At 38.1% G+C, this 20984-nt stretch carries 18 protein-coding genes; 16 read left to right on the plus strand and 2 right to left on the minus strand.

All coding sequences use genetic code 11. The features are described 5' to 3' along the window. From dnaA to RZ78_RS00085, 16 genes are all read left to right on the plus strand, one after another. Positions 1 to 1344 (plus strand): chromosomal replication initiator protein DnaA, encoded by a 1344-nt coding sequence (dnaA, locus tag RZ78_RS00005; RefSeq protein WP_054607685.1) that lies wholly within the window; start codon positions 1 to 3, stop codon positions 1342 to 1344. A 166-nt stretch (positions 1345 to 1510) separates the two neighbouring features. Continuing rightward, positions 1511 to 2647 (plus strand): DNA polymerase III subunit beta, encoded by a 1137-nt coding sequence (dnaN, locus tag RZ78_RS00010; protein WP_034530629.1) that lies wholly within the window; start codon positions 1511 to 1513, stop codon positions 2645 to 2647. Between the two features lie 131 nt (positions 2648 to 2778). Then, complete coding sequence (locus RZ78_RS00015) at positions 2779 to 3873, plus strand: M24 family metallopeptidase (protein WP_053791242.1); 1095 nt, start codon at positions 2779 to 2781, stop codon at positions 3871 to 3873. A gap of 202 nt (positions 3874 to 4075) precedes the next feature. Further along, positions 4076 to 4294: a S4 domain-containing protein YaaA gene (yaaA, locus tag RZ78_RS00020; RefSeq protein WP_171819640.1), complete on the plus strand. Its 219-nt coding sequence runs from the start codon at positions 4076 to 4078 to the stop codon at positions 4292 to 4294. A 9-nt stretch (positions 4295 to 4303) separates the two neighbouring features. Then, positions 4304 to 5419 carry a DNA replication/repair protein RecF gene (gene recF, locus RZ78_RS00025; RefSeq protein WP_034533759.1) on the plus strand — a complete coding sequence of 372 codons (1116 nt, stop codon included), beginning with the start codon at positions 4304 to 4306 and terminating at the stop codon, positions 5417 to 5419. A 23-nt stretch (positions 5420 to 5442) separates the two neighbouring features. Continuing rightward, positions 5443 to 7389 (plus strand): DNA topoisomerase (ATP-hydrolyzing) subunit B, encoded by a 1947-nt coding sequence (gyrB, locus tag RZ78_RS00030; protein WP_034533762.1) that lies wholly within the window; start codon positions 5443 to 5445, stop codon positions 7387 to 7389. 118 nt (positions 7390 to 7507) lie between these two features. Next, positions 7508 to 9985 (plus strand): DNA gyrase subunit A, encoded by a 2478-nt coding sequence (gene gyrA, locus RZ78_RS00035; RefSeq protein WP_237756964.1) that lies wholly within the window; start codon positions 7508 to 7510, stop codon positions 9983 to 9985. A gap of 127 nt (positions 9986 to 10112) precedes the next feature. Then, positions 10113 to 11402, plus strand: a complete 1290-nt coding sequence (locus RZ78_RS00040; RefSeq protein WP_054607687.1) for an MFS transporter — start codon at positions 10113 to 10115, stop codon at positions 11400 to 11402. A 577-nt stretch (positions 11403 to 11979) separates the two neighbouring features. Next, positions 11980 to 13068, plus strand: a complete 1089-nt coding sequence (locus RZ78_RS00050) for a hypothetical protein (RefSeq protein ID WP_054607689.1) — start codon at positions 11980 to 11982, stop codon at positions 13066 to 13068. Positions 13069 to 13252: 184 nt separating this feature from the next. Continuing rightward, positions 13253 to 13543 (plus strand): 30S ribosomal protein S6, encoded by a 291-nt coding sequence (rpsF, locus tag RZ78_RS00055; RefSeq protein ID WP_053791249.1) that lies wholly within the window; start codon positions 13253 to 13255, stop codon positions 13541 to 13543. A gap of 44 nt (positions 13544 to 13587) precedes the next feature. Continuing rightward, a complete protein-coding gene (gene ssb, locus RZ78_RS00060; RefSeq protein WP_034533769.1) occupies positions 13588 to 14085 on the plus strand; it encodes a single-stranded DNA-binding protein in 498 nt (165 codons plus the stop codon). A gap of 28 nt (positions 14086 to 14113) precedes the next feature. Next, complete coding sequence (gene rpsR, locus RZ78_RS00065) at positions 14114 to 14350, plus strand: 30S ribosomal protein S18 (RefSeq protein ID WP_034530639.1); 237 nt, start codon at positions 14114 to 14116, stop codon at positions 14348 to 14350. Between the two features lie 164 nt (positions 14351 to 14514). Then, positions 14515 to 16551: a DHH family phosphoesterase gene (locus tag RZ78_RS00070; RefSeq protein ID WP_081006845.1), complete on the plus strand. Its 2037-nt coding sequence runs from the start codon at positions 14515 to 14517 to the stop codon at positions 16549 to 16551. A gap of 67 nt (positions 16552 to 16618) precedes the next feature. Next, positions 16619 to 17071, plus strand: coding sequence for a 50S ribosomal protein L9 (gene rplI / locus RZ78_RS00075; protein WP_034530642.1), 453 nt, complete (start codon positions 16619 to 16621; stop codon positions 17069 to 17071). 25 nt (positions 17072 to 17096) lie between these two features. After that, positions 17097 to 18485: a replicative DNA helicase gene (gene dnaB, locus RZ78_RS00080; RefSeq protein ID WP_034530644.1), complete on the plus strand. Its 1389-nt coding sequence runs from the start codon at positions 17097 to 17099 to the stop codon at positions 18483 to 18485. 61 nt (positions 18486 to 18546) lie between these two features. Continuing rightward, complete coding sequence (locus RZ78_RS00085) at positions 18547 to 19728, plus strand: MDR family MFS transporter (protein ID WP_054607690.1); 1182 nt, start codon at positions 18547 to 18549, stop codon at positions 19726 to 19728. Between the two features lie 27 nt (positions 19729 to 19755). Here RZ78_RS00085 and RZ78_RS00090 read toward each other — a convergent pair whose 3' ends face one another. Together RZ78_RS00090 and RZ78_RS00095 are read right to left on the minus strand one after the other, a co-directional pair. Then, entirely contained in the window at positions 19756 to 20580 is an 825-nt protein-coding gene (locus RZ78_RS00090; RefSeq protein ID WP_155451826.1) for a hypothetical protein, read from the minus strand. Beyond that, positions 20567 to 20890 carry a PadR family transcriptional regulator gene (locus tag RZ78_RS00095; protein WP_054607732.1) on the minus strand — a complete coding sequence of 108 codons (324 nt, stop codon included), beginning with the start codon at positions 20888 to 20890 and terminating at the stop codon, positions 20567 to 20569. The genes RZ78_RS00090 and RZ78_RS00095 overlap by 14 nt, the downstream gene beginning before the upstream one ends. Positions 20891 to 20984: the final 94 nt, after the last annotated feature.

Below are 20984 nucleotides of genomic sequence, written 5' to 3' on the forward strand. Positions count from 1 at the left end.
ATGGATAAAGACTCTTTATGGGAAGCAATCAGTGAAGCTTTTGAAAAAAATTACTCCACTACAACCTATTCAACATGGATTGCTACAGTTAAACCCATTAGCTTAGTCGGAAATGAGCTAACGCTAGAACTTCCATCTCCTCTCCATCGTGATTATTGGGAAGATAAGTTAGAGGACTCTTTAGTAGAGTATTCATATCAAATAACTAAAAGAGATATCGTTCCAAAATTTGTTTTAGAAGGAGATCTTAGGAGTTCTAATAGGAAAGATGATGCCGTTAAAGAGAATTCAGGCAGCGTAAACAAAAATGAATTCTTACAAAACAGCCATCTAAATCCTAACTATACATTTGAATCCTTCGTTATCGGTAAAGGTAACCAAATGGCGCATGCAGCGGCGCTAGTTGTTTCCGAAGATCCAGGAAAAATGTATAACCCACTTCTTTTGTACGGAGGTGTCGGTTTAGGAAAAACCCACTTGATGCATGCAATTGGTAACAAAATCTTAGAAGACAATCCAACTGCAAACATTATGTATGTAACTAGTGAGTCATTCACCAACGATTTCATTAATGCGATTCAAAATAATGAAACCGAAGCATTCAGACAAGAATACAGAAACGTTGATGCACTGCTAGTTGATGATGTTCAGTTCTTCGCTGATAAGGACGGAACTCAAGAAGAATTCTTCCATACTTTCAATGATTTGTATGAAAATAAAAAACAAATTGTTTTAACTTCTGATCGTTTACCAAAGGAAATTGCCAAGTTGCAAGATCGTTTGGTTTCTCGATTCGCCTGGGGACTTCCGGTAGATATTACCCCTCCAGACCTAGAAACAAGAATTGCTATCTTGCGTGCGAAAGCAGAAGCAGACGGGATTCAAGTTCCCCCAGATACGCTTAATTACATAGCTGGTCAATTTGATTCAAACGTTCGTGAACTAGAAGGTGCACTATCTCGTGTACATGCATTTGCTAACTTCAAAAAGGTTCCAATTACAACTGACTTAGTTTCAGAAGCCCTACGTGGCCTTAACAATGGTGATTCCAAACCTGAAATTACGGTTGAAAACATCATTAAATCAGTTTCAAATTACTACAACGTTTCTATAGACGATTTAAAAGGGAAAAAACGCGTTAAAACAATCGTCATCCCTCGTCAGATAGCGATGTATTTAAGCCGTACCTTAACTAATAGTTCTCTTCCAAAGATTGGTAACGCCTTTGGCGGTAAGGATCATACAACTGTTATCCATGCTTACGATAAAATAGCCGATGCAGTTCAATCTGATTCAACAATCAAAGAACAAATCCAAGAACTAAAGGAAACATTAGAGAGATAAGGGTGTGGAAAAACGTGGTAAGTTATCCACAGGTTATCCACATGTGCAAAACTTTGTGTCCGTAAGAGTAAATCGAGTTTTCCACAGTATACACAAGCCCTACTACTACTGTTTTAACTATATATATTAATTAATATTAAATACTACATGCGAGGAGACTTTCAAAATGAAATTTTCAATCAAACGATCAGCATTCATTCAAGGAATAAACATGGTTTCAAGAGCAATTTCATCAAAAACCACTATTCCTATTTTGACTGGTCTAAAGTTAAGTGCATCAAACGAAGGTTTGATCTTAACTGGTAGCAATGCTGATGTTTCTATCGAAACTGTTATTGACAGAAACGATGCAGATAACGAACTAATCATCGAAGAAGAAGGTTCAATCGTTTTACCTGCTAGATTCTTCAGTGGAATCGTTAAGAAATTACCTAGCGATAAAATGACACTTTCCGTTGCAAATGGTTTCCAAACTGAAATCACTTCAGGAACTTCATCATTCACTATCAATGGTTTAGATGCTGCTGATTACCCTCACTTACCTGAAATCGAAAACGATAACGAAATTTCATTATCAGGTGACGTGTTTAAGGAAATCATTAACCAAACTGTTATCGCCGTATCAAACCAAGAAAGTCGCCCTATCCTAACTGGTGTTCACTTTGTGCTAAAAGACGGTACTCTATTTGCTGTCGCAACTGATTCACACCGTCTAAGTCAACGTAAAGTTGCCCTACCAGATAACCAAGGCGAATACGACGTTATCATTCCTGGTAGCAGTCTTTCAGAACTATCAAAGATGATTTCAGACGATACTGAAAACGTTAAGATGAAGATCACCGAAAACCAAGTTCTATTCACTATTGGTAACACTTACTTCTACTCAAGACTTCTTGAAGGAACATACCCTGATACTTCTAGATTGATTCCAAAAGATTCAGAAACTAACGTTCAATTCGATGCCTACGAACTACTTGGTGCGATTGAAAGAGCTTCTCTTCTATCTCACGAATCAAGAAACAACGTTGTTAAGCTAACTATCAAGGCAAATGTTAAACAAGTAACCATCTCTGGTAACTCTCCAGACGTTGGTAACGTTGAAGAAGAAGTTGAAAGCAAGGAAGTTGCCGGAAATGACTTAGAAATTTCCTTTAACCCTGATTACATGAAGGACGCCCTACGTGCATTTGGACACTCAATGATCAATGTGTCATTCACATCATCACTACGTCCATTCACCCTTGTTCCTTCTGAAGATGCTGAAAACTTCATCGAATTAATCACCCCAGTACGTACTTTCTAGGGATTTTAATAATTCATCTAATAAAACGCGAGCCCCGTCTAATAAAGGGTCGCGTTTTTTTAATTTACGAATTAATAATTGTTTGAAATTTTGTAATTTTAGTCTAAGATATATTAAAAGGAGGGGTTTGCATGTCTAAGATAAAGTCAATCCAGGACTGGACCTACAACAATGGATTAGATTTCACATACCTAAGTGATCCGAAAACAATTCAATACTTAACTGGGTTTTACAGTGATCCGGTAGAGAGGGTATTAGCATTAATCGTATTTCCTGAAAAGGATCCGTTTATGTTTGCACCCGCATTGGAAGTAGAAGCAATTAAAGATACTGGTTTTCCATATGATGTTTATGGATACTTAGATCATGAAAATCCATGGCAAAAGATTGCTGCTCATGTCCAACAAAGAGTGGCAACGCCAAAATCAGCAGGAATTGAAAAAGAAAGCTTAACAGTTGCACGTCTAGAAAATTTACACAGAGAGTTGCAAGATGTAACTTTTGAAACTGACGTCACTGATTACTTGAACACAATGCGTTTGATTAAGACTCCAGACGAAATCGAAAAGTTGAAGGAAGCGGGTAAAGAAGCCGACTTTGCTTTCGAAAAAGGTTTCGCAGCATTAAAAGCAGGGAAGTCAGAAAAATCAGTCGTTGCTGAATTGGAATACGCACTAAAACAAAAGGGTGTCATGGAAATGAGTTTTGATACCTTAGTTCAAGCAGGGGCGCATGCTGCTGAACCACACGGTGCAACCTCCGATAATTTAGTAAAAGAAAATGAAATGGTGCTATTTGATCTAGGAACAGTGCATGATGGATACATCTCAGATGCCACCAGAACTGTTGCCGTTGGTGAAATTAGCGACAAACAAAAAGAAATTTACGATGTCTGTCTAGAAGCTCAATTAGCTGCGATGGATTTCGTTAAACCAGGTGTAACAGCTGAAGAAGTCGATAAGGTCGCAAGAGACATTATCGAAAAGGCGGGATATGGTAAATACTTCATTCACCGTCTAGGCCATGGAATGGGGATGTCTGAACACGAATTCCCATCAATCATGGAAGGAAACAAGATGGTATTGAAACCAGGAATGTGTTTCTCAATCGAACCTGGAATTTATGTCCCAGGATTCGCTGGTGTCCGTATCGAAGATTGCGTTTACGTAACCGAAGATGGATGCGAACCATTTACCCATACACCTAAAGAAATTAAATATTTATAAAATAAGACCCCTTAGAAAGTTATCTAAGGGGTTCTTTTTGCGTTTAAAGTGATTTTTTAAGGATATGAGCGATTTTGGCATGGATTTAACAAACTAGTAAGCACTTTTATATAATTGCTTAGAAAGGCTAAAATCAGCTTATAAACTATACTTTTGACGTCCAAAAGGGTATAATAGTACATAGGAAAAGGTGGGTGAAGTTTTGAAAAAGAATGTTTTCATCGATACCGAATATATAACATTAGGTCAGTTGTTGAAGGAAGAAGATATCGTATCTTCCGGTGGTCAAGCTAAGTGGTATTTGAAGGACCATGCAGTGAAACTAAACGACGAACCTGAAGATCGTCGTGGTAAGAAATTATACGACGGGGATAACGTTGAAGTTATTGATGTTGGTTTGTTTTTTATTCGCAAAAAGTAGGCTTTATTTATGAAATTAAGAGAACTCAAATTACGTAATTTTCGTAATTATAGCGATGTAGAGGTGCAGTTCTCACCTTCAATTAACGTCTTGTTGGGTAACAATGCCCAAGGAAAGACCAACATGCTAGAAGCAATCTATGTTTTGGCATTAACGCGTAGTCATCGTACTAATAACAATCGCGACTTGATTAATTGGGAAAATGAAAATGCGCAGGTCTATGGCGAGGTTGAAAAAGAACTAGGCACCACCAAATTGGAAATCGATTTGGGAAAGAAAGGCAAACGTGCAAAAGTAAATCAACTCGAACAGGCTAAACTATCCTCCTATGTGGGTGAACTAAACGTGATTTTGTTTGCTCCGGAGGACTTATCCATCGTTAAGGGAGCTCCAACGGTTCGCCGTCGCTTCATGGACATGGAATTTGGTCAAATGAGCAGTCAGTATTTATACAATAATTCTCAATACAGAAAGATTCTAAAACAACGAAATAATTACCTAAAGCAGCTTCAGCTAAAAGAGGCTTCGGATAAGCTTTATCTAGATGTCTTATCAGATCAATTAGCTGCTTATGGTGCCAAGTTAATTTTTCAACGTTTGGAATTATTGAAGAAGTTGCAGGGATGGGCAGCAAATATCCATGCCGAAATTTCTCAAGGCAAAGAAGAATTGAAGTTTAAATATGTTTGCGCATTAAAGAAAAAACAGCAGACCAATGAAAATGACATTTACACCGGTCTAAAGGAATTGTTTGACGAAAACAAGGACAAAGAAATTAGACAGGGTAATACGTTATATGGTCCGCATCGTGATGATTTACAGTTTATTATCAACGGAAAAGATGTTTCAACGTTCGGCTCACAGGGCCAACAAAGAACATCCGCACTTTCGGTTAAGTTAGCCGAAATTGATTTGATGAAGGAAGAAACGAACGAATATCCAATCCTATTGTTGGATGATGTTTTATCCGAGTTAGACGATAATCGTCAGACTCATTTACTAAAGTCAATTCAAGATAAAGTGCAAACGTTTTTGACGACTACGAGTCTAAGCGGAATTGCTCGCGACTTAATATCTGATCCGAAGGTGTTCAATATTTCAAGTGGGCAAGTCGTAGAAGAATAGTCTGAATTAGGGGAGGAATAAAGTTGACTGAAAATGAAAAAGAAGAACAAAGAAGAAAAGCTGACGAATATAATGCCAGCCAAATTCAAGTTCTAGAAGGTCTAGAAGCGGTACGTAAACGTCCAGGTATGTACATTGGATCAACCAGTGTTCAAGGTCTCCACCATTTGGTATGGGAAATTATTGATAATGGGATTGATGAAGCCCTAGCTGGTTTCGCCGACACCATTCACGTAACTGTTGAAAAAGATAACAGTATTACAATCGTCGATAATGGACGTGGGATTCCTACTGATATCCAAGAAAAAACTGGAAAGCCAGCCCTAGAAACAGTATTTACTATCTTGCATGCCGGAGGTAAGTTCGGTGGTGGCGGATACAAGGTTTCTGGTGGTCTTCACGGGGTTGGGGCATCAGTTGTTAACGCGTTATCAACTGAATTAGACGTAACCGTAACTCGTGATGGTAAGAAGTACTACATGGACTTCAAGCGTGGTCACGTTAACACCAAGATGAAATTCGTTGGTGATGATGATCCAGATAACCACGGTACTAAGGTTCACTTCCTTCCAGATCCAGATATCTTTACTGAAACAACCACTTACAACATCAAAACTTTAACTGAAAGAATTAGAGAACTTGCTTTCTTAAACAAGGGACTAAAGATTTCACTTCGTGACAACCGTCCAGAAGAACCAACATACGAAGAATTCCACTACGAAGGTGGTATTAAGCACTACGTTGAATACATCGATAGTGAAAAGACACCATTATTCGAAGAACCAATCTATGTTGAAGGAATGGAAAATGACATTTCAGTTGAAGTTGCACTTCAATACACTGATGATTACCACAGTGAAATGAGAACATTTACCAACAACATTCACACCATCGAAGGTGGTACTCACGAAGAAGGTTTCAAACGTGCATTAACTCGTGTTATCAACGATTACGCTCGTAAGAACAACCTATTAAAAGAAAAAGACGATAACTTAACTGGTCCTGACGTTCGTGAAGGTTTAACAGCCGTTATTTCTGTTAAACATCCGGACCCACAATTCGAAGGACAAACTAAGACTAAGTTAGGTAACTCAGACGCAAGAACCGCTACTGATCACATCTTCTCAGAACACTTTGCTAAGTTCTTATTTGAAAACCCAACATTGGGTAAGCAAATTGTTGAAAAGGGTGCATTAGCCTCTCGTGTTCGTGCCGCTGCTAAGCGTGCGCGTGAAGTTACCAGAAAGAAATCAGGACTAGAAATTTCTAACTTACCTGGTAAGTTAGCCAACAATACTAGTCGTGACCCTGAAATCTCTGAATTATTCATTGTCGAAGGGGACTCCGCGGGTGGATCTGCTAAGCAAGGTCGTTCCCGTTTGACCCAAGCCATCTTGCCAATTAGAGGTAAGATTTTGAACGTTCAAAAGGCAACAATGGACAAGATTTTAGCCAATGAAGAAATCAGATCAATGTTTACAGCAATGGGTACTGGTTTCGGTAATGACTTTGATATTGAAAAGGTTCATTACCACAAACTAATTATCATGACCGATGCCGATGTCGATGGTGCCCACATTCAAACACTTCTATTGACATTGATTTATAACTACATGCGTCCATTAATCGACGCTGGATATGTCTACATCGCTCAACCACCTTTGTATCGTTTACAACAAGGTAAGATGATTAGATACATTGCAAATGATGATGAATTGGAACAATGGAAGGCTCAATTGCCTGCATCTCCAAAACCTAGCATCTCTCGTTACAAGGGTCTTGGTGAAATGGATGCCGAACAACTTTGGGATACTACTATGAACCCAGACAACCGTCGTCTACAAAGAGTTGAAGCAAAGGATGCTGCACAAGCTGCTGAAATCTTTGACATGTTGATGGGTAACAAGGTAGAACCACGTCGTAAATTCATTGAAGAAAACGCCACATTCGTTGAAAACTTAGACATTTAACATGGATGTTTCATGTGAAACATTTTAATGTAACGACCATGAATTGGAGGTAAAAACATTGGCCAATAATGAAGATTTATCAAGCCATCGTATTGAAAACGTTGACTTATCTGAAAAAATGAAAACATCATTCTTGGACTACGCAATGAGTGTTATCGTTGCGCGTGCCCTTCCTGATGTTCGAGACGGAATGAAACCAGTTCACAGAAGAATCCTATACGATATGCGTGAACTTGGTTTAACTCCTGACAAACCATTCCGTAAGTCTGCCAGAATCGTAGGGGATACTCTTGGTAAGTATCACCCCCATGGTGATGCTGCAGTTTATGGATCAATGGTTAGAATGGCCCAAACATTTAGTTACAGATATCCATTGGTTAATGGACATGGTAACTTCGGTTCTGTCGATGGTGATGGTGCCGCTGCCATGCGTTATACCGAAGCAAAACTAAGTAAAATTGGGATGGAAATGCTAAGAGACATCAATAAGGATACTGTCGATTTCCAAGATAACTTCGATGGTAGTGAAAGAGAACCAGAAGTGTTACCTTCTCGTTTCCCTAACCTACTTGTTAATGGTGCTTCCGGAATTGCCGTTGGGATGGCTACAAACATTCCTCCTCACAATTTAAGCGAAGTAATCTCAGCAATTCATATCTTAATGAACAATCCAGAAGCTACTACTGCTGACTTGATGGAAGCATTACCTGGACCTGATTTCCCAACCGGTGGGGTCGTTTTAGGTAAGTCTGGAATTAGAAGAGCTTACGAATCTGGTAAGGGTAGCATCGTGCTACGTGCTAAGACTGAAATTGAAGAACAAAAGAGTGGTAAGCAACGCATTATCGCTACTGAAATTCCATACATGGTTAACAAGGCGAAGTTAATCGAACACATCGCTAACCTTGTTCGTGACAAACGACTAGATGGGATTACAGATATCAATGATGAATCTGACCGTGATGGTATGAGAATCGTGATTGATGTTAGACGTGATGCATCTGCTCAAGTCGTTCTAAACAACCTATATAAGCTAACATTAATGCAAACTAGCTTTAGTTTTAACATGCTAGCTATCGTTGAAGGTACTCCAAAGATTTTAAGTTTGAAAGAAATCTTAAATGAATACTTGGAACACCAAGTTAACGTTATCAAACGTCGTACTGAATACGAATTAGCCAAAGCTGAAAACCGTGCGCACATCTTAGCCGGTTTAATCGTTGCTTTGGATAACATTGACCGTGTTATTACAATCATCCGTGAATCACAAACCTCAGCAATCGCTAAGGATCAATTAATGAGTGAATTCTCACTAACCGATAAGCAAGCCCAAGCTATCTTGGACATGCGTCTTGTTCGTTTGACTGGTTTGGAACGCGACAAGATTGTTAGCGAACATGCCGAACTATTAAAAGACATCGAACGTTACAAGGAAATTCTAGGTAGTCGTGAAAAGATTAATGAATTAATCTATCAAGAATTACTAGAAATCCAAGAAAAATACGGTGACGAAAGAAAGACTGAACTACGTGTTGGTGAAGTTCTAAGTATCGAAGACGAAGATTTAATCGCTGAAGAAGATATCATGATTACATTGACTCACAACGGTTACATCAAACGTACTGCTACTTCCGAATTCAAGAGCCAAAACCGTGGTGGTCGTGGTGTGCAAGGAATGGGTGTCCACGATGATGACTTCATCGAACACTTACTAGCAACTACTACTCACCATTCATTACTATTCTTTACCAACCTAGGTAAGGTTTACAGAATGAAGGGTTACGAAATCCCTGAATACGGTCGTTCCGCTAAGGGAATTCCAATCATCAACCTATTAGGAATTGATACAGATGAAAAGATTCAAGCTGTTATTCCAGTTGACGATAACGAAAGTAACGACGGCAAGTTCTTATTCTTCACAACCCTAAAGGGAACTGTAAAACGTACACCAATCGATGAATTCCAAAACATCAGAAGTAATGGTCTAAAGGCTATTCACTTGAAGGATGAAGACGAATTGATGCGTGTATCAACAGTATCTGAAGACCAAAACATTATTATTGGTACTCACTTAGGTTACTGTGTCAGCTTCAAGGTTTCAGACGTTCGTTCAATGGGACGTTCTGCTACCGGGGTTCGTGGTATCCGTCTAAGAGAAAATGATTACGTAGTTGGTGGGGATGTATTAGATCCAAACGACAATGTCTTCGTTATCTCTGAAAATGGTTACGGTAAGCAAACTCCTGCTTCCGAATACCAAATCAAAGGCCGTGGTGGTAAGGGTATCAAGACAGTTAACGTGACTGAAAAGAACGGTCCATTAGCTGGATTGACTACTGTTGCCGGTGATGAAGATATCATGCTTGTTACTGACAAGGGTGTTATGATTAGATTTAGTATTTCTGACGTTTCACAAACCGGTCGTGCTACTCTAGGGGTTCATTTAATCAAGATTGATGAAGATTCTAGAGTATCAACTGTTGCCCGTGTTCAAAAAGAAGACGAAACAGAAGATGATGCTGAAGAAAAAACCGCTGAAGTAAGTTCTGACAATGCAGAATCAACTGACGAAGCAAATAACAACGACGAAGAATAATCGTCAAACAAAAAAAGCTTTCATGTAGGATATCAAAGTCCTATGATGAAAGCTTTTTTATTGTGGTTGTTCACCAATAAATCTATAATTAGGCCTTAATACACTTTATAAAACGGGGGGTGAGCGAATGGAAAAACAAAATCAACTAACGCAGAGCCAATCCAACCAACAAATTATTAAGTCACTGACGAGTAATGGGCTGGGGGCCTTTAGTTATGGAATATTCCAGTACGGAATTAGTTTCATGCTATTGCATGCCACCCATTCTCCATTGAGCTTTGGGATGAACATTGCCGTCGGTCCCTTGATTAGTTTATTGACGTTTATTCCGATTGGAAACTTCGTTGATACCCATAATCATAAGCGCATTATCTTTTGGGGTTATGTCTTAAGAATGATTGGTTTTCTTGCATTAGCATTAGCACTACCATTTTTCCACGGTGGATCATTATTGATTCCTGTCGCGATTTTTATTGCGATTGATTCTATCTTGGTGAACCTGAGAAACACAGCGTACTCAGCATCAATTCGTCAATTAGTGAGAATGTCGGATGTCGCAAAACTGACTTCGCTCACCACCGCAGTTGCATCAGCTTCTAGAATATTATCGCCCGTCTTAGGGATTACGCTGTATGCCTTGATTAGTGTCGAGGGATTAATCGCTTTAGAAATCGCAGCGACGGTAGTAGCTATGTTAATTATGATGTCGCTTCATTTCTACGAGGTTAAAGCGGAAAAACAAGAACGCGTATCGCAAAGACAACAGTTTAAACAAACTCTTCAATACGTTAAAAGACGGCCATTTATTCGAGACAGTATTGTGGCGGAAATCGTGGTTAACTTCTTCTACACGGCTGTTGTTACCGGGAGTCCATTCATCATCGTTAACCAATTAGGGTTGCCCAATTCGGTAGTAATTTGGACGGAAACCGGATACTCAATTGGTTATCTAACTGGTAGTTTGATTACCAGTCGATTAAGGCAACAAAATCACTTTGGAATTAAGATTATGTCGACCATGATTTTGGTTGGAATCAGTCTAGTTGTCTTAGGATTCCTATTCACCGTTACCAAGAATCAAATGATTGTTTCGGTAATTGGGATGCTATTGTCATTATTGATGGAATTATCCTTTGCCATCTTTGATTTGGCGATTGAAATTCGTCTTCAAAGTACCGTTGAACATAACATTTTGGGCAGGGTTAGTTCCACGCTTTACACGGTTGGATACGCCATTATGCCATTTGGAACCTTGGTATATACTTGGTTATATGACATGTTCCCAAATGGTAGTTTGATTATGATTATTAGCGGTGTGATTTTAATAGTCTATACCGTGTTTAGTATTTCTCAATTCATTAGAAACATTAAAAAAGATGATTTGTATGTAGAAGAGCATGCGGATCAGATTAATTAAGGAGAATAATATGCGTTCAAAGAAACATCATTCACCAGAAACGATTAAACAAATTCATGATTTTTTTAAATACACGAAAATATCCGTGGTTAACATTATCTTGTTGTCACTTTGCTATGATGTCTACGACTTCATTCGAAATTCTGGCAGGATGGATTTGGCAAATGTCTTATTTATATCAGCTACCAGTAGTATGGTTGTATTTTCGGCCGTTGCCTTTGATAAGGATGACTTCTTAAGTATGAGTAAAATTGTTATTTCAATTAGTTTCGTAGTCTATACAATCTCCTCAATTCTATGGAGCTGGCTTTTTATTTATTTAGTCGGCAAGATAGATCAAATGATCTCATCAATTTATTTTGAACCGGTTATTCATTTTATCGTTAATTTTTTGAGATATACTTTTCCATCAATTTCCCTTCAAATGGTCTTTATATATATACTTTTTGTGGTTTATAAAATCATCATGCGTAAAGATGATTGAACGTAAAGTATAATAAATTAATAAATTCTTAATTAAAATTTTATTAAATTGGTGATAGAATTAAAACATATCAAGAATTGAGGGGATATTCTTATGACTTTTAAGAGAGATTTGAAGACTTTGTTGTTTGTCTTTTCATTGTTCCTATTGATTGCTATGGGAGTTAACGCTAATGCTAGCGTTAAGACATACCATCAAAGGGGATATGCTTTGAAGGGTGGTTATGCAACACACTTCGTAAACAACGGAAACTATGCATACATTCCAAAGTACAGTTACGGTTCTAGCGATGGATACTACGAAAGCTCTACTTACCAATCAAGTTCATACACTATGTTTGCAAAAGGTGGAAATTTCCGTCGTAATGCCAAAACTAGTTTTTACCTACCAGTTTCATACAAATCAAGTGGTGATCTTGGAAATCCACAAAGTGTCGCTATTTCAAGATCTGGTCAATACGCTTACGTAATGTACCCAGATACTGAAAACACCATTATTAGATACGACCTTTGGAAGCTACAAAGTTTAGGTATTGATACTACCAACATGGCTCAATTAAGAATGGGTGTTAGAGATCGTGACCCACAAATTATGTCAGCCATCAAGTTTGGTCCTAAATTTGACGCCGGTCATGGTCAATCACTAGCATTGAACCCAAAGACTAATACGCTATGGTATGTAAAAATGGGCGTTGTGACAACTTCACCAACATTAGTTGAAGTTAGTCCAACTACATTAAAACCAATTAAGCAAATTAAGTTTAACTTCAGTCCTTCATACTCAATTAATAATGAATTAGCGATTGATAACAACGGAAACTTCTATACATACGTTAAATACCGTATGCAAGGTAAATCCGCTGGTAGAATCGTTATCTTCAAGGGACAAGTTAAGAACAACCGTGTTACTTTCCAAGCTATCAAGCAAGGTTTAGCAAACGGTCAAGGTTTCCAAACTCAAGGAATGGGTTACAACCCAGCAAATAATCGTTTATACCTAGTTTCTGACGGTGTTATTTCATCAATTCCAGTAAACAAGTTAAACAAATTACGTCCAAGTGATGTTAGAACAACTAAATTTAAGACTAACCTAGAATTCGAAGGAATTGCCTTTAACCAAGCTGGTTTAGGATACATCCTAACAATTCGTGGATCACAACTATTTACTATTAATAACTTTTAAAAAATAACGGGAATGTTTCTTTGCGTATATATAAATGTATCGCAGAAAAACAATCCCGTTTTTTGTATTGAATATTTTATTTTTTAATGTTAAACTTATTGAACGTGAGTATTGGTTATAAATAACTCGTACTCCTTACTCAACCCAAGAGGTTGGGTCTAAAGTCCACAAGGAGGTGTAATTCATGGAAGAACACAAATATGAAATTACTTACATCATTCGTCCAGATATGGAAGAAGGAGCTAAGAACGACTTAGTTGCTAAGTTCGACAAGGTTCTAACTGACAATGGTGCTAAGATTATTGATTCAAAAGACTGGTCAAAGCGTCGTTTCGCTTACGAAATCGCCGGTTACAACGAAGGTGTATACCACATCGTTAACCTAACTACTGCAGACAAGACTGCTCTAGACGAATTCGACCGTCAATCAAAATTCAGTGATGACATTCTACGTCAAATGACTGTAAGAAGATAATTTAGAATTTAAACGTTTTAAAAAAGAGAGGAGTAATTTTCAGCATGATTAATCGTACAACTTTAACTGGTAGATTAACACGGGATGTTGATTTGCGATACACTCCAAGCGGTTCAGCCGTAGGTAACTTCACTTTAGCTGTTGATCGTAGTTTTACCAACCAACAAGGTGAAAGAGAAGCAGATTTTATCAACTGTGTTATCTGGCGTAAATCCGCTGAAAACTTTGCTAACTTCACCCATAAGGGTGCTTTGGTTGGTATTGATGGACGTATTCAAACAAGAAATTACGAAAATCAACAAGGCCAAAGAGTATATGTTACTGAAGTAGTTGTAGAAAACTTTGCATTACTAGAACCTCGTTCAAGTAACCAAGGTAACAACAACGCCGGCAACAATGCTCCTCAAGCAAATGCAGGAAATAACAATCCATTTGATTCATCAAACAACGCCCCATCAAATAATGGTGGCAACAACTCAGCGGATCCGTTCGCTAACTCTGGTGATCAAATTGATATTTCCGATGATGATTTACCATTTTAATGTGTAAATAAAAGAGGAGGGAAATTTAATGGCTCAACAAAGAAGAGGTGGCCGTCGTCGCCGTAAGGTTGACTTCATCGCCGCAAACCACATCGAATACATCGATTACAAAGATACTAACCTATTAAGTCGTTTCGTATCTGAAAGAGGTAAGATTTTACCACGTCGTGTTACTGGTACTAGCGCAAAGAACCAACGTAAGTTAACTCTTGCTATCAAGCGTGCACGTATCATGGGCTTAATGCCATTCGTTTCAGAAGACTAAAAATAACTTTTTAACTGGGATTGATTTTTTATCGGTCTCAGTTTTTTTATGCTCAAAAATACCGATATAAAGGGGATACAAATAATGTTTGTAGCTCCTTTTTTTGAATAATCACCTAATGTGATAAAATAAAGATATAAAAAAATAAAAAAAGAGGAGTTACAATGAAAAAATTGTTCTCGCTAACTAACCTACCTCCATTTTTGAAGAACCAAGTTCTTAGATGGATTGCGTTAGCTTTAACCGTATTATCAATCTTTGGTTTGGTTGTATCTTTCCTATACGATTGGAAATCCGGTGTCCTTTTCTTAGTATTCGTATGTTCATTGTTATCTTACATCTTTAAGAAAATGAACGATCTAAGTGTCAGCACCGATAATTACATCTCAGACCTTTCATACCGTATGCACCGTGGTGAACAAGAAACACTCTTGGAAATGCCAGTTGGTGTATTAATGATCAGTGAAACAGGAGCAATTGAATGGGTAAACCCATATTTGACCCCTTATTTTGGTGATCAAGATTTACTTGGTAAGACCGTCGAAGAGGTAAATGAAGAATTGTCCGATATCCTAGAAAACAATTGGGATAATCCTGACTACGCAACCGTAAAGTGGGAAGACCATTACTTTACAATGTTGATTCAAAAGGAATATCGCACCATATACATGATGGATATCACTAAGTACTACCAAATCGAAAAAGACTACAACGACGAAAAAATCGCCGTTGGTCAAGTTTTCTTGGATAACTATGATGAAATTACTCAATCAATGACCGACCAAGAAATCTCAAACCTAAATAACTACGTTACCAACGAATTGACTATTTGGGCGCAAAAATTTGGTTTATTCATCAAACAAGTTGATGAAGATCACTACATCATGATGGCCTACTCAAAGGTTCTAAAGGATATCGAAGATGACAAGTTCAGCATCCTAGATGAAATCCGTGAATCTACATCTAAGCAAAACTACCCAGTTACCTTGAGTATCGGGATTGCTTATGGTGAAGACAACCTAAACGACCTATCCGAACAAGCCCAAAGTGATTTGGACTTAGCCTTAGGTCGTGGGGGAGACCAAGTTGTTGTGAAGGCTAAGGACCACGAAGCTCGTTTCTATGGTGGTAAGACCAACCCAATGGAAAAACGTACCAGAGTTCGTGCTCGTATGATTTCTCAAGCCCTACAAGAACTATTCAAAGAAGCAGATACTATCTTCGTGCAAGGTCACAGCCAACCAGATATGGACTCAATTGGTGCTGGCTTAGGTATTCATCGTTTAGCTAAGATGAACAACAAGCACTGTTACGTTGTTATCCCAGATGGAACTTTCCACTCTGACGTACAACGTTTAATCGACAAGACTAAGGAAGACGAAACTCTAGCTTCGGACATCATCACACCAGATGAAGCCCTACAACTAGCTACTGACAACAGTCTTTTAATCATGGTGGACCACTCTAAACCATCAATGAGTGTGTCTGAAGACCTATACAACAGATTGGAAAGCAAGGTTATGATTATTGACCACCATAGACGTGGTGAAGAATTCCCTGAAAACCCAGTCTTGGTCTACATCGAACCATACGCTTCATCAACCTGTGAATTGATTACCGAAATGTTTGAATATCAATCACAAGATGCTGAACCAGTAAGCAAACTAGAAGCAACAGCAATGTTGACCGGTATCTTTGTTGATACTAAGCAATTCACTTTACGTACAGGAACTAGAACGTTTGATGCTGCATCATACCTACGTTCAGCGGGTGCTGATTCAGAAGAAATGCAACAATTCATGCGTGAAAATCCTGATGCCTACATGGCAAGAATGCATCTAATTTCAATGGCCAAGGTCGTTGAAGGACACGAAAACATGATGTACGTAGCCGGTGAAGAAGACAAGGTCTACGATCCTGTTACTGCCGCTCAAGCTGCTGATTCAATGTTAAACATGTCTGGTGTTGAAGCTTCTTACGTTATCTCTCATCGTCCAGATGATTTAATTGGTATTTCTGCAAGAAGTAACGGTGAAGTTAACGTGCAAAGAGTAATGGAAGAACTAGGTGGTGGTGGTCACTTATCAAGTGGTGCTACCCAAATTGCCGATAAGACAATTGAAGAAGTGGAACAAATGCTTTTGGATTCTATCAATGAAGTAAAGAGCGAAGAAGCTCCTGAAGAATCAGAAGACAATTAATTCATTCATTTAAAAAAACACCCAGAGAGTTTATAATAATATAAAGACATTAAGAGGAGTGATTTGAATGAAAGTTATATTTTTAGAAGATGTTCGCGGTAAAGGTAAACGTGGAGAAATCAAGAACGTTTCCGACGGATATGCACAAAACTTCTTAATTAAACAAGGTAAAGCTAAAGAAGCAACCAACTCAGCATTAAGCCAACTTCAAGGTGAAAAACACGCCGAAGCAAAAGAAGCTGCAGCTGAATTACAAGAAGCCAAAGACTTAAAGGCAAAACTAGAAGATGATAAGACAGTCGTTGAATTATCTGCTAAAGTTGGTGCTGACGGCCGTTTATTCGGATCAGTATCCTCAAAACAAATCGTTGCAGAAATGCAAAAACAACATGGCTTAAAGATTGATAAGCGTAAGATTGAATTGGGTGAACCAATTAGAACCTTAGGTTACACTAACGTTCCAGTTAAACTACACAAACAAGTTACTGCTACAATCAGAGTTCATGTAAGTGAAAAATAAATCTTAAAGGAAATCGAGGGGTAGTATGAGTAACGAGTATATGAATGGTCAAACACCACCACAAGATTTAGATGGTGAAAAAGCCGTCTTGGGTGCTGTCCTATTAGACAATGAAAAATTAGCAGAAACCCAAGAATTTATTACCTCTGATGATTTTTATCGACATGCTCATCAGTTGATTTTCGCCGCTATGGAGACATTGGGTGACAAGGACGAACCAATTGATGCGTCGACTTTAAGAACTGAACTTGAAGGTGGCCATAATCTAGAAGATGCCGGTGGTGTGGCTTACTTAGCTGAATTAGCAACCACAACACCAACCGCTGCCAATGCCGTTTACTATGCCAAAAACGTTCACCAAAAGGCAGTTGCTAGACGTCTGATCAAGACCGCAACTGACATTGTGACCGAAAGTTACAACAATAATGGAAACATTGATGAACTATTGGATAACGCTGAACGCTCAATCTTAAACGTTTCAGAAGATAGAAACAGCAATGGTTTCAAGTTCATTGGGGATGTTTTAGGACAATCCCTAGACAGTATTCAAGAATTAGCACAACAAAAATCAACTGTTACTGGTTTGTCGACTGGCTTTCCAGCCCTAGATAAAATGACAACCGGTTTGCATGATGATGAATTAGTAATTCTAGCCGCTCGTCCAGCCGTTGGTAAGACTGCGTTTGCCCTAAACTTGGCGCAAAACGTGGGTACCAAGTCTGGAAAAGCAGTTGCTATTTTCAGTTTGGAAATGAGTGCCGAATCACTAGTTAGTCGTATGATTTGTGCCGAAGGAAGTATTGATGCCAACCATTTGAGAACTGGTCAATTGACTGGTGAAGAATGGCAAAGTGTTTACATGGCAATGGGTAGTCTATCCAATGCCAGCATCTACATCGATGACACTGCCGGAACTAAGATTTCCGAAATTCGTGCTAAATCAAGACGTTTGGCCAAGGATACTAACAACCTTGGTCTAATCGTGGTCGATTACTTGCAACTGGTTGATGGTGGTAGCCAAGAAAACCGTCAACAAGAAGTTTCATACATTTCACGTCAATTGAAGAAGATTGCCAAGGAACTGGGTGTTCCAGTTATTGCGCTATCCCAATTGTCTCGTGGAGTTGAACAACGACAAGACAAGCGTCCGGTTCTATCTGATATTCGTGAATCTGGATCAATCGAACAAGATGCCGATATCGTTGCCTTCCTATACCGTGATGATTATTACGAAAGAGAAGACGGCGACGATGATGAAGAAGAATCAGAAGTAGAAGAAAACAACGACGTAGGTGAAGTTGAAGTAATTATCGAAAAGAACCGTTCAGGTCCTCGTGGAACTGTTAAGTTACTATTTATCAAATCACATAATAAATTCTCATCTATCGCATACAATCCAGATGATGAGGGTTAATTAAAACTAAATCCTTAGCGTTTGCTAAGGATTTTTTTGTCAAAATTCGGGGGGTGAGAGAATGAATGAAATTAAACTGCATTGGTTATTTCTAGGATCATTAATTAATAACATTGCGGTAAGTACGGTCTGGCCGCTTACGACCGTCTACATGCATGATGCATTGGGCAAGTCATTGACTGAAGTCGGCATAATTTTGTTCCTATACTCAAGTTCTAACGTTTTGGGTAATTATATATCGGGGAAACTATTTGACCGCCATAATCGCTATATTTTGACGATAATGGGGATTATTACTTCCGTGTTGATATCATTTGGATTAATTTTCTTCAATGGCTGGCCATACTATCCAATTGGATTGGTATTATTTGGCTTTACGACCGGTTGGAACCTAACGATGATTAATTCCTTAGGAACCACCGTTAAACTAAAATCAGGGCGTTTTATTTTTAATATGTTGTACTTAGCGCAAAACGTCGGTGTGGTATTTGGCACGATTGCGGTTGGATTTATCTATCCAATCGGAATTGGCTACGTCTTTATGTTGACCACCGCCATATTGATTATTTACGGAATTAGCGCTATCTTGACCTATCACAAAGAGGGGTCAATTTACCCAATCAAACGTGATGCAATGAAGAAGACAAAGGTGAAGTTACCACGTCCAAACTGGATTATTGTCACCACATTCTTTGTGACGCTAGCTATCATTTGGATTGTCTATGAACAATGGGTATCCAACATGTCTGTATACATTACCGGATCAGGAATTCCACTATCAATGTACAGTCTATTGTGGACGTTAAACGCATTCTTATTGGTAGTATTCCAACTATTGATTAATTGGATTGCACAAAAACACGACAGCCTATACTTCCAAATTTACTTTGGAATCCTATTTATTGGTTTGTCATTCTTTACACTAATCTTTACCCATACCTACACCGGATTCGTTATCTCAATGATTGTTCTAACATTGGGAGAAGCATCCGTAATTCCTTCAATTCCAGCGTTGGTCAACGAGCTAACGCCGGTTGAAGTAAAAGGTAAGTACCAAGGATTAACCAACGCCTGGGCCGCAATTGGTAAGGCAATTGGACCATTGGTTGGTGGAATCATCATTGATGCCACTTCGTATGGATTATTGTTCATCATTTGTACAATCACGTGTGTGGTAATTATTTTAGGATCAGAATTAATCGCTAGATATTCACGTAAAAAAGTAACTAAATATTCAGAATAAAAAAGAACCCTTCGACAGGGTTCTTTTTTATTTGTTTCTTTTTAGGATTTTCCAAATTGTCCTTACGTTAATGATTAATATGAAAACCAAAAAGATTAGAACAATTCTTGCTAGATTTTGTGAATGATCATGATAAAGATATTTTTCAAAAAGAGGAATTCTGATAATGATTCCAATAATGGAAAAACCGATTTCGTATAGATACACGGCAGATAAGAAAGGTAGGTTTTTTCGTTCAATTATATAAATAACGGTTGATATGATGAATATACCAATGATTGTTAGTATGCCGGATAGACCTGGTAGATGAATTGTTAGAGGAGTTTCTATTAAGAATCCACCAATAACAAAAGCCAAAAATAAAATAAATAATATTGAGTAATTAATTGCAGTAACTAATTTATTCTTTTGATATGCTTGATTTCCGATTAACCATAAAATTATAAGAGCAAAAAGGAAGACGGTGATACCCATTAAGACTATTCTTCCCAAGTCCATCTTTGAATTAGGATCAATCATTTGTGGAATACTGAAGAAAGCAATGTAACCAAAGAAGATATAACAAGCTAATTTAAAGGTATCAAAAAATGATTTTGGTAGGTTATCAATAATTTCAGATGCTAGTTGTTCAGGATCTTTACCAAAATAATCTTCGGCGTCTTGGCCATTGTTTTGAGCGTCGATTAAATCATTTAGGATTTCTAATAAGGTGGTTTCGACATCCTCGTCTTTTTGAAAGACTGCTTTGGCGCGGATATAAAGTAACAAGTTTTCGTAGTATTTCTTGTTTTTGGGATTTAATTTTTCCCTAAGTTCATTATTTTGCTCGATTAGTTGTTCAGCTTTCATCATTTTGCCCTCTTTCGTTGATTAATTTGTTTACGTTTAGCGATAAGTTGTTCCATTGATTTATAAATGATTCTAGAGATTTCCTACCATTGTCGGTGATATAGTAGTATTTTCTCTTAGGTCCTTCTTTTGACGGCTGCATTTTACTAAAGATTAATTCTTTCTTTTCCATGCTAATAAGAAGTGGGTAGATTGTTCCCTTCGGAACGTCTTCAAAACCGTATTGTGAAAGGCCCTGACTTATTTCATATCCATAATATGGCTTTTGGTTAATTAAGATAAGAAGGCATCCTTGGAGGATTCCTTTTAGCATTTGACTGGATATATCTTGAGATTTTTTTGTACCCAACGCACATTCTCCTTTGCTAGTTTGTATAACATACTAGTGAGTATAAATAACTTCCACT

It is taken from the genome of Apilactobacillus kunkeei (assembly GCF_001308195.1).
In the GTDB taxonomy this organism is placed as follows: Bacteria; Bacillota; Bacilli; order Lactobacillales; family Lactobacillaceae; genus Apilactobacillus; species Apilactobacillus kunkeei_C.

Bases quoted from the DNA above. Each gene is read 5' to 3' on its own strand.
- dnaA (WP_054607685.1), top strand. From the start codon at position 1: ATGGATAAAGACTCTTTATGGGAAGCAATCAGTGAAGCTTTTGAAAAA.
- dnaN (WP_034530629.1), top strand. From the start codon at position 1,511: ATGAAATTTTCAATCAAACGATCAGCATTCATTCAAGGAATAAACATG.
- RZ78_RS00015 (WP_053791242.1), top strand. From the start codon at position 2,779: ATGTCTAAGATAAAGTCAATCCAGGACTGGACCTACAACAATGGATTA.
- recF (WP_034533759.1), top strand. From the start codon at position 4,304: ATGAAATTAAGAGAACTCAAATTACGTAATTTTCGTAATTATAGCGAT.
- gyrA (WP_237756964.1), top strand. From the start codon at position 7,508: ATGAAAACATCATTCTTGGACTACGCAATGAGTGTTATCGTTGCGCGT.
- RZ78_RS00040 (WP_054607687.1), top strand. From the start codon at position 10,113: ATGGAAAAACAAAATCAACTAACGCAGAGCCAATCCAACCAACAAATT.
- RZ78_RS00050 (WP_054607689.1), top strand. From the start codon at position 11,980: ATGACTTTTAAGAGAGATTTGAAGACTTTGTTGTTTGTCTTTTCATTG.
- rpsF (WP_053791249.1), top strand. From the start codon at position 13,253: ATGGAAGAACACAAATATGAAATTACTTACATCATTCGTCCAGATATG.
- ssb (WP_034533769.1), top strand. From the start codon at position 13,588: ATGATTAATCGTACAACTTTAACTGGTAGATTAACACGGGATGTTGAT.
- rpsR (WP_034530639.1), top strand. From the start codon at position 14,114: ATGGCTCAACAAAGAAGAGGTGGCCGTCGTCGCCGTAAGGTTGACTTC.
- RZ78_RS00070 (WP_081006845.1), top strand. From the start codon at position 14,515: ATGAAAAAATTGTTCTCGCTAACTAACCTACCTCCATTTTTGAAGAAC.
- rplI (WP_034530642.1), top strand. From the start codon at position 16,619: ATGAAAGTTATATTTTTAGAAGATGTTCGCGGTAAAGGTAAACGTGGA.
- dnaB (WP_034530644.1), top strand. From the start codon at position 17,097: ATGAGTAACGAGTATATGAATGGTCAAACACCACCACAAGATTTAGAT.
- RZ78_RS00085 (WP_054607690.1), top strand. From the start codon at position 18,547: ATGAATGAAATTAAACTGCATTGGTTATTTCTAGGATCATTAATTAAT.
- RZ78_RS00090 (WP_155451826.1), bottom strand. From the start codon at position 20,580: ATGATGAAAGCTGAACAACTAATCGAGCAAAATAATGAACTTAGGGAA.
- RZ78_RS00095 (WP_054607732.1), bottom strand. From the start codon at position 20,890: ATGCTAAAAGGAATCCTCCAAGGATGCCTTCTTATCTTAATTAACCAA.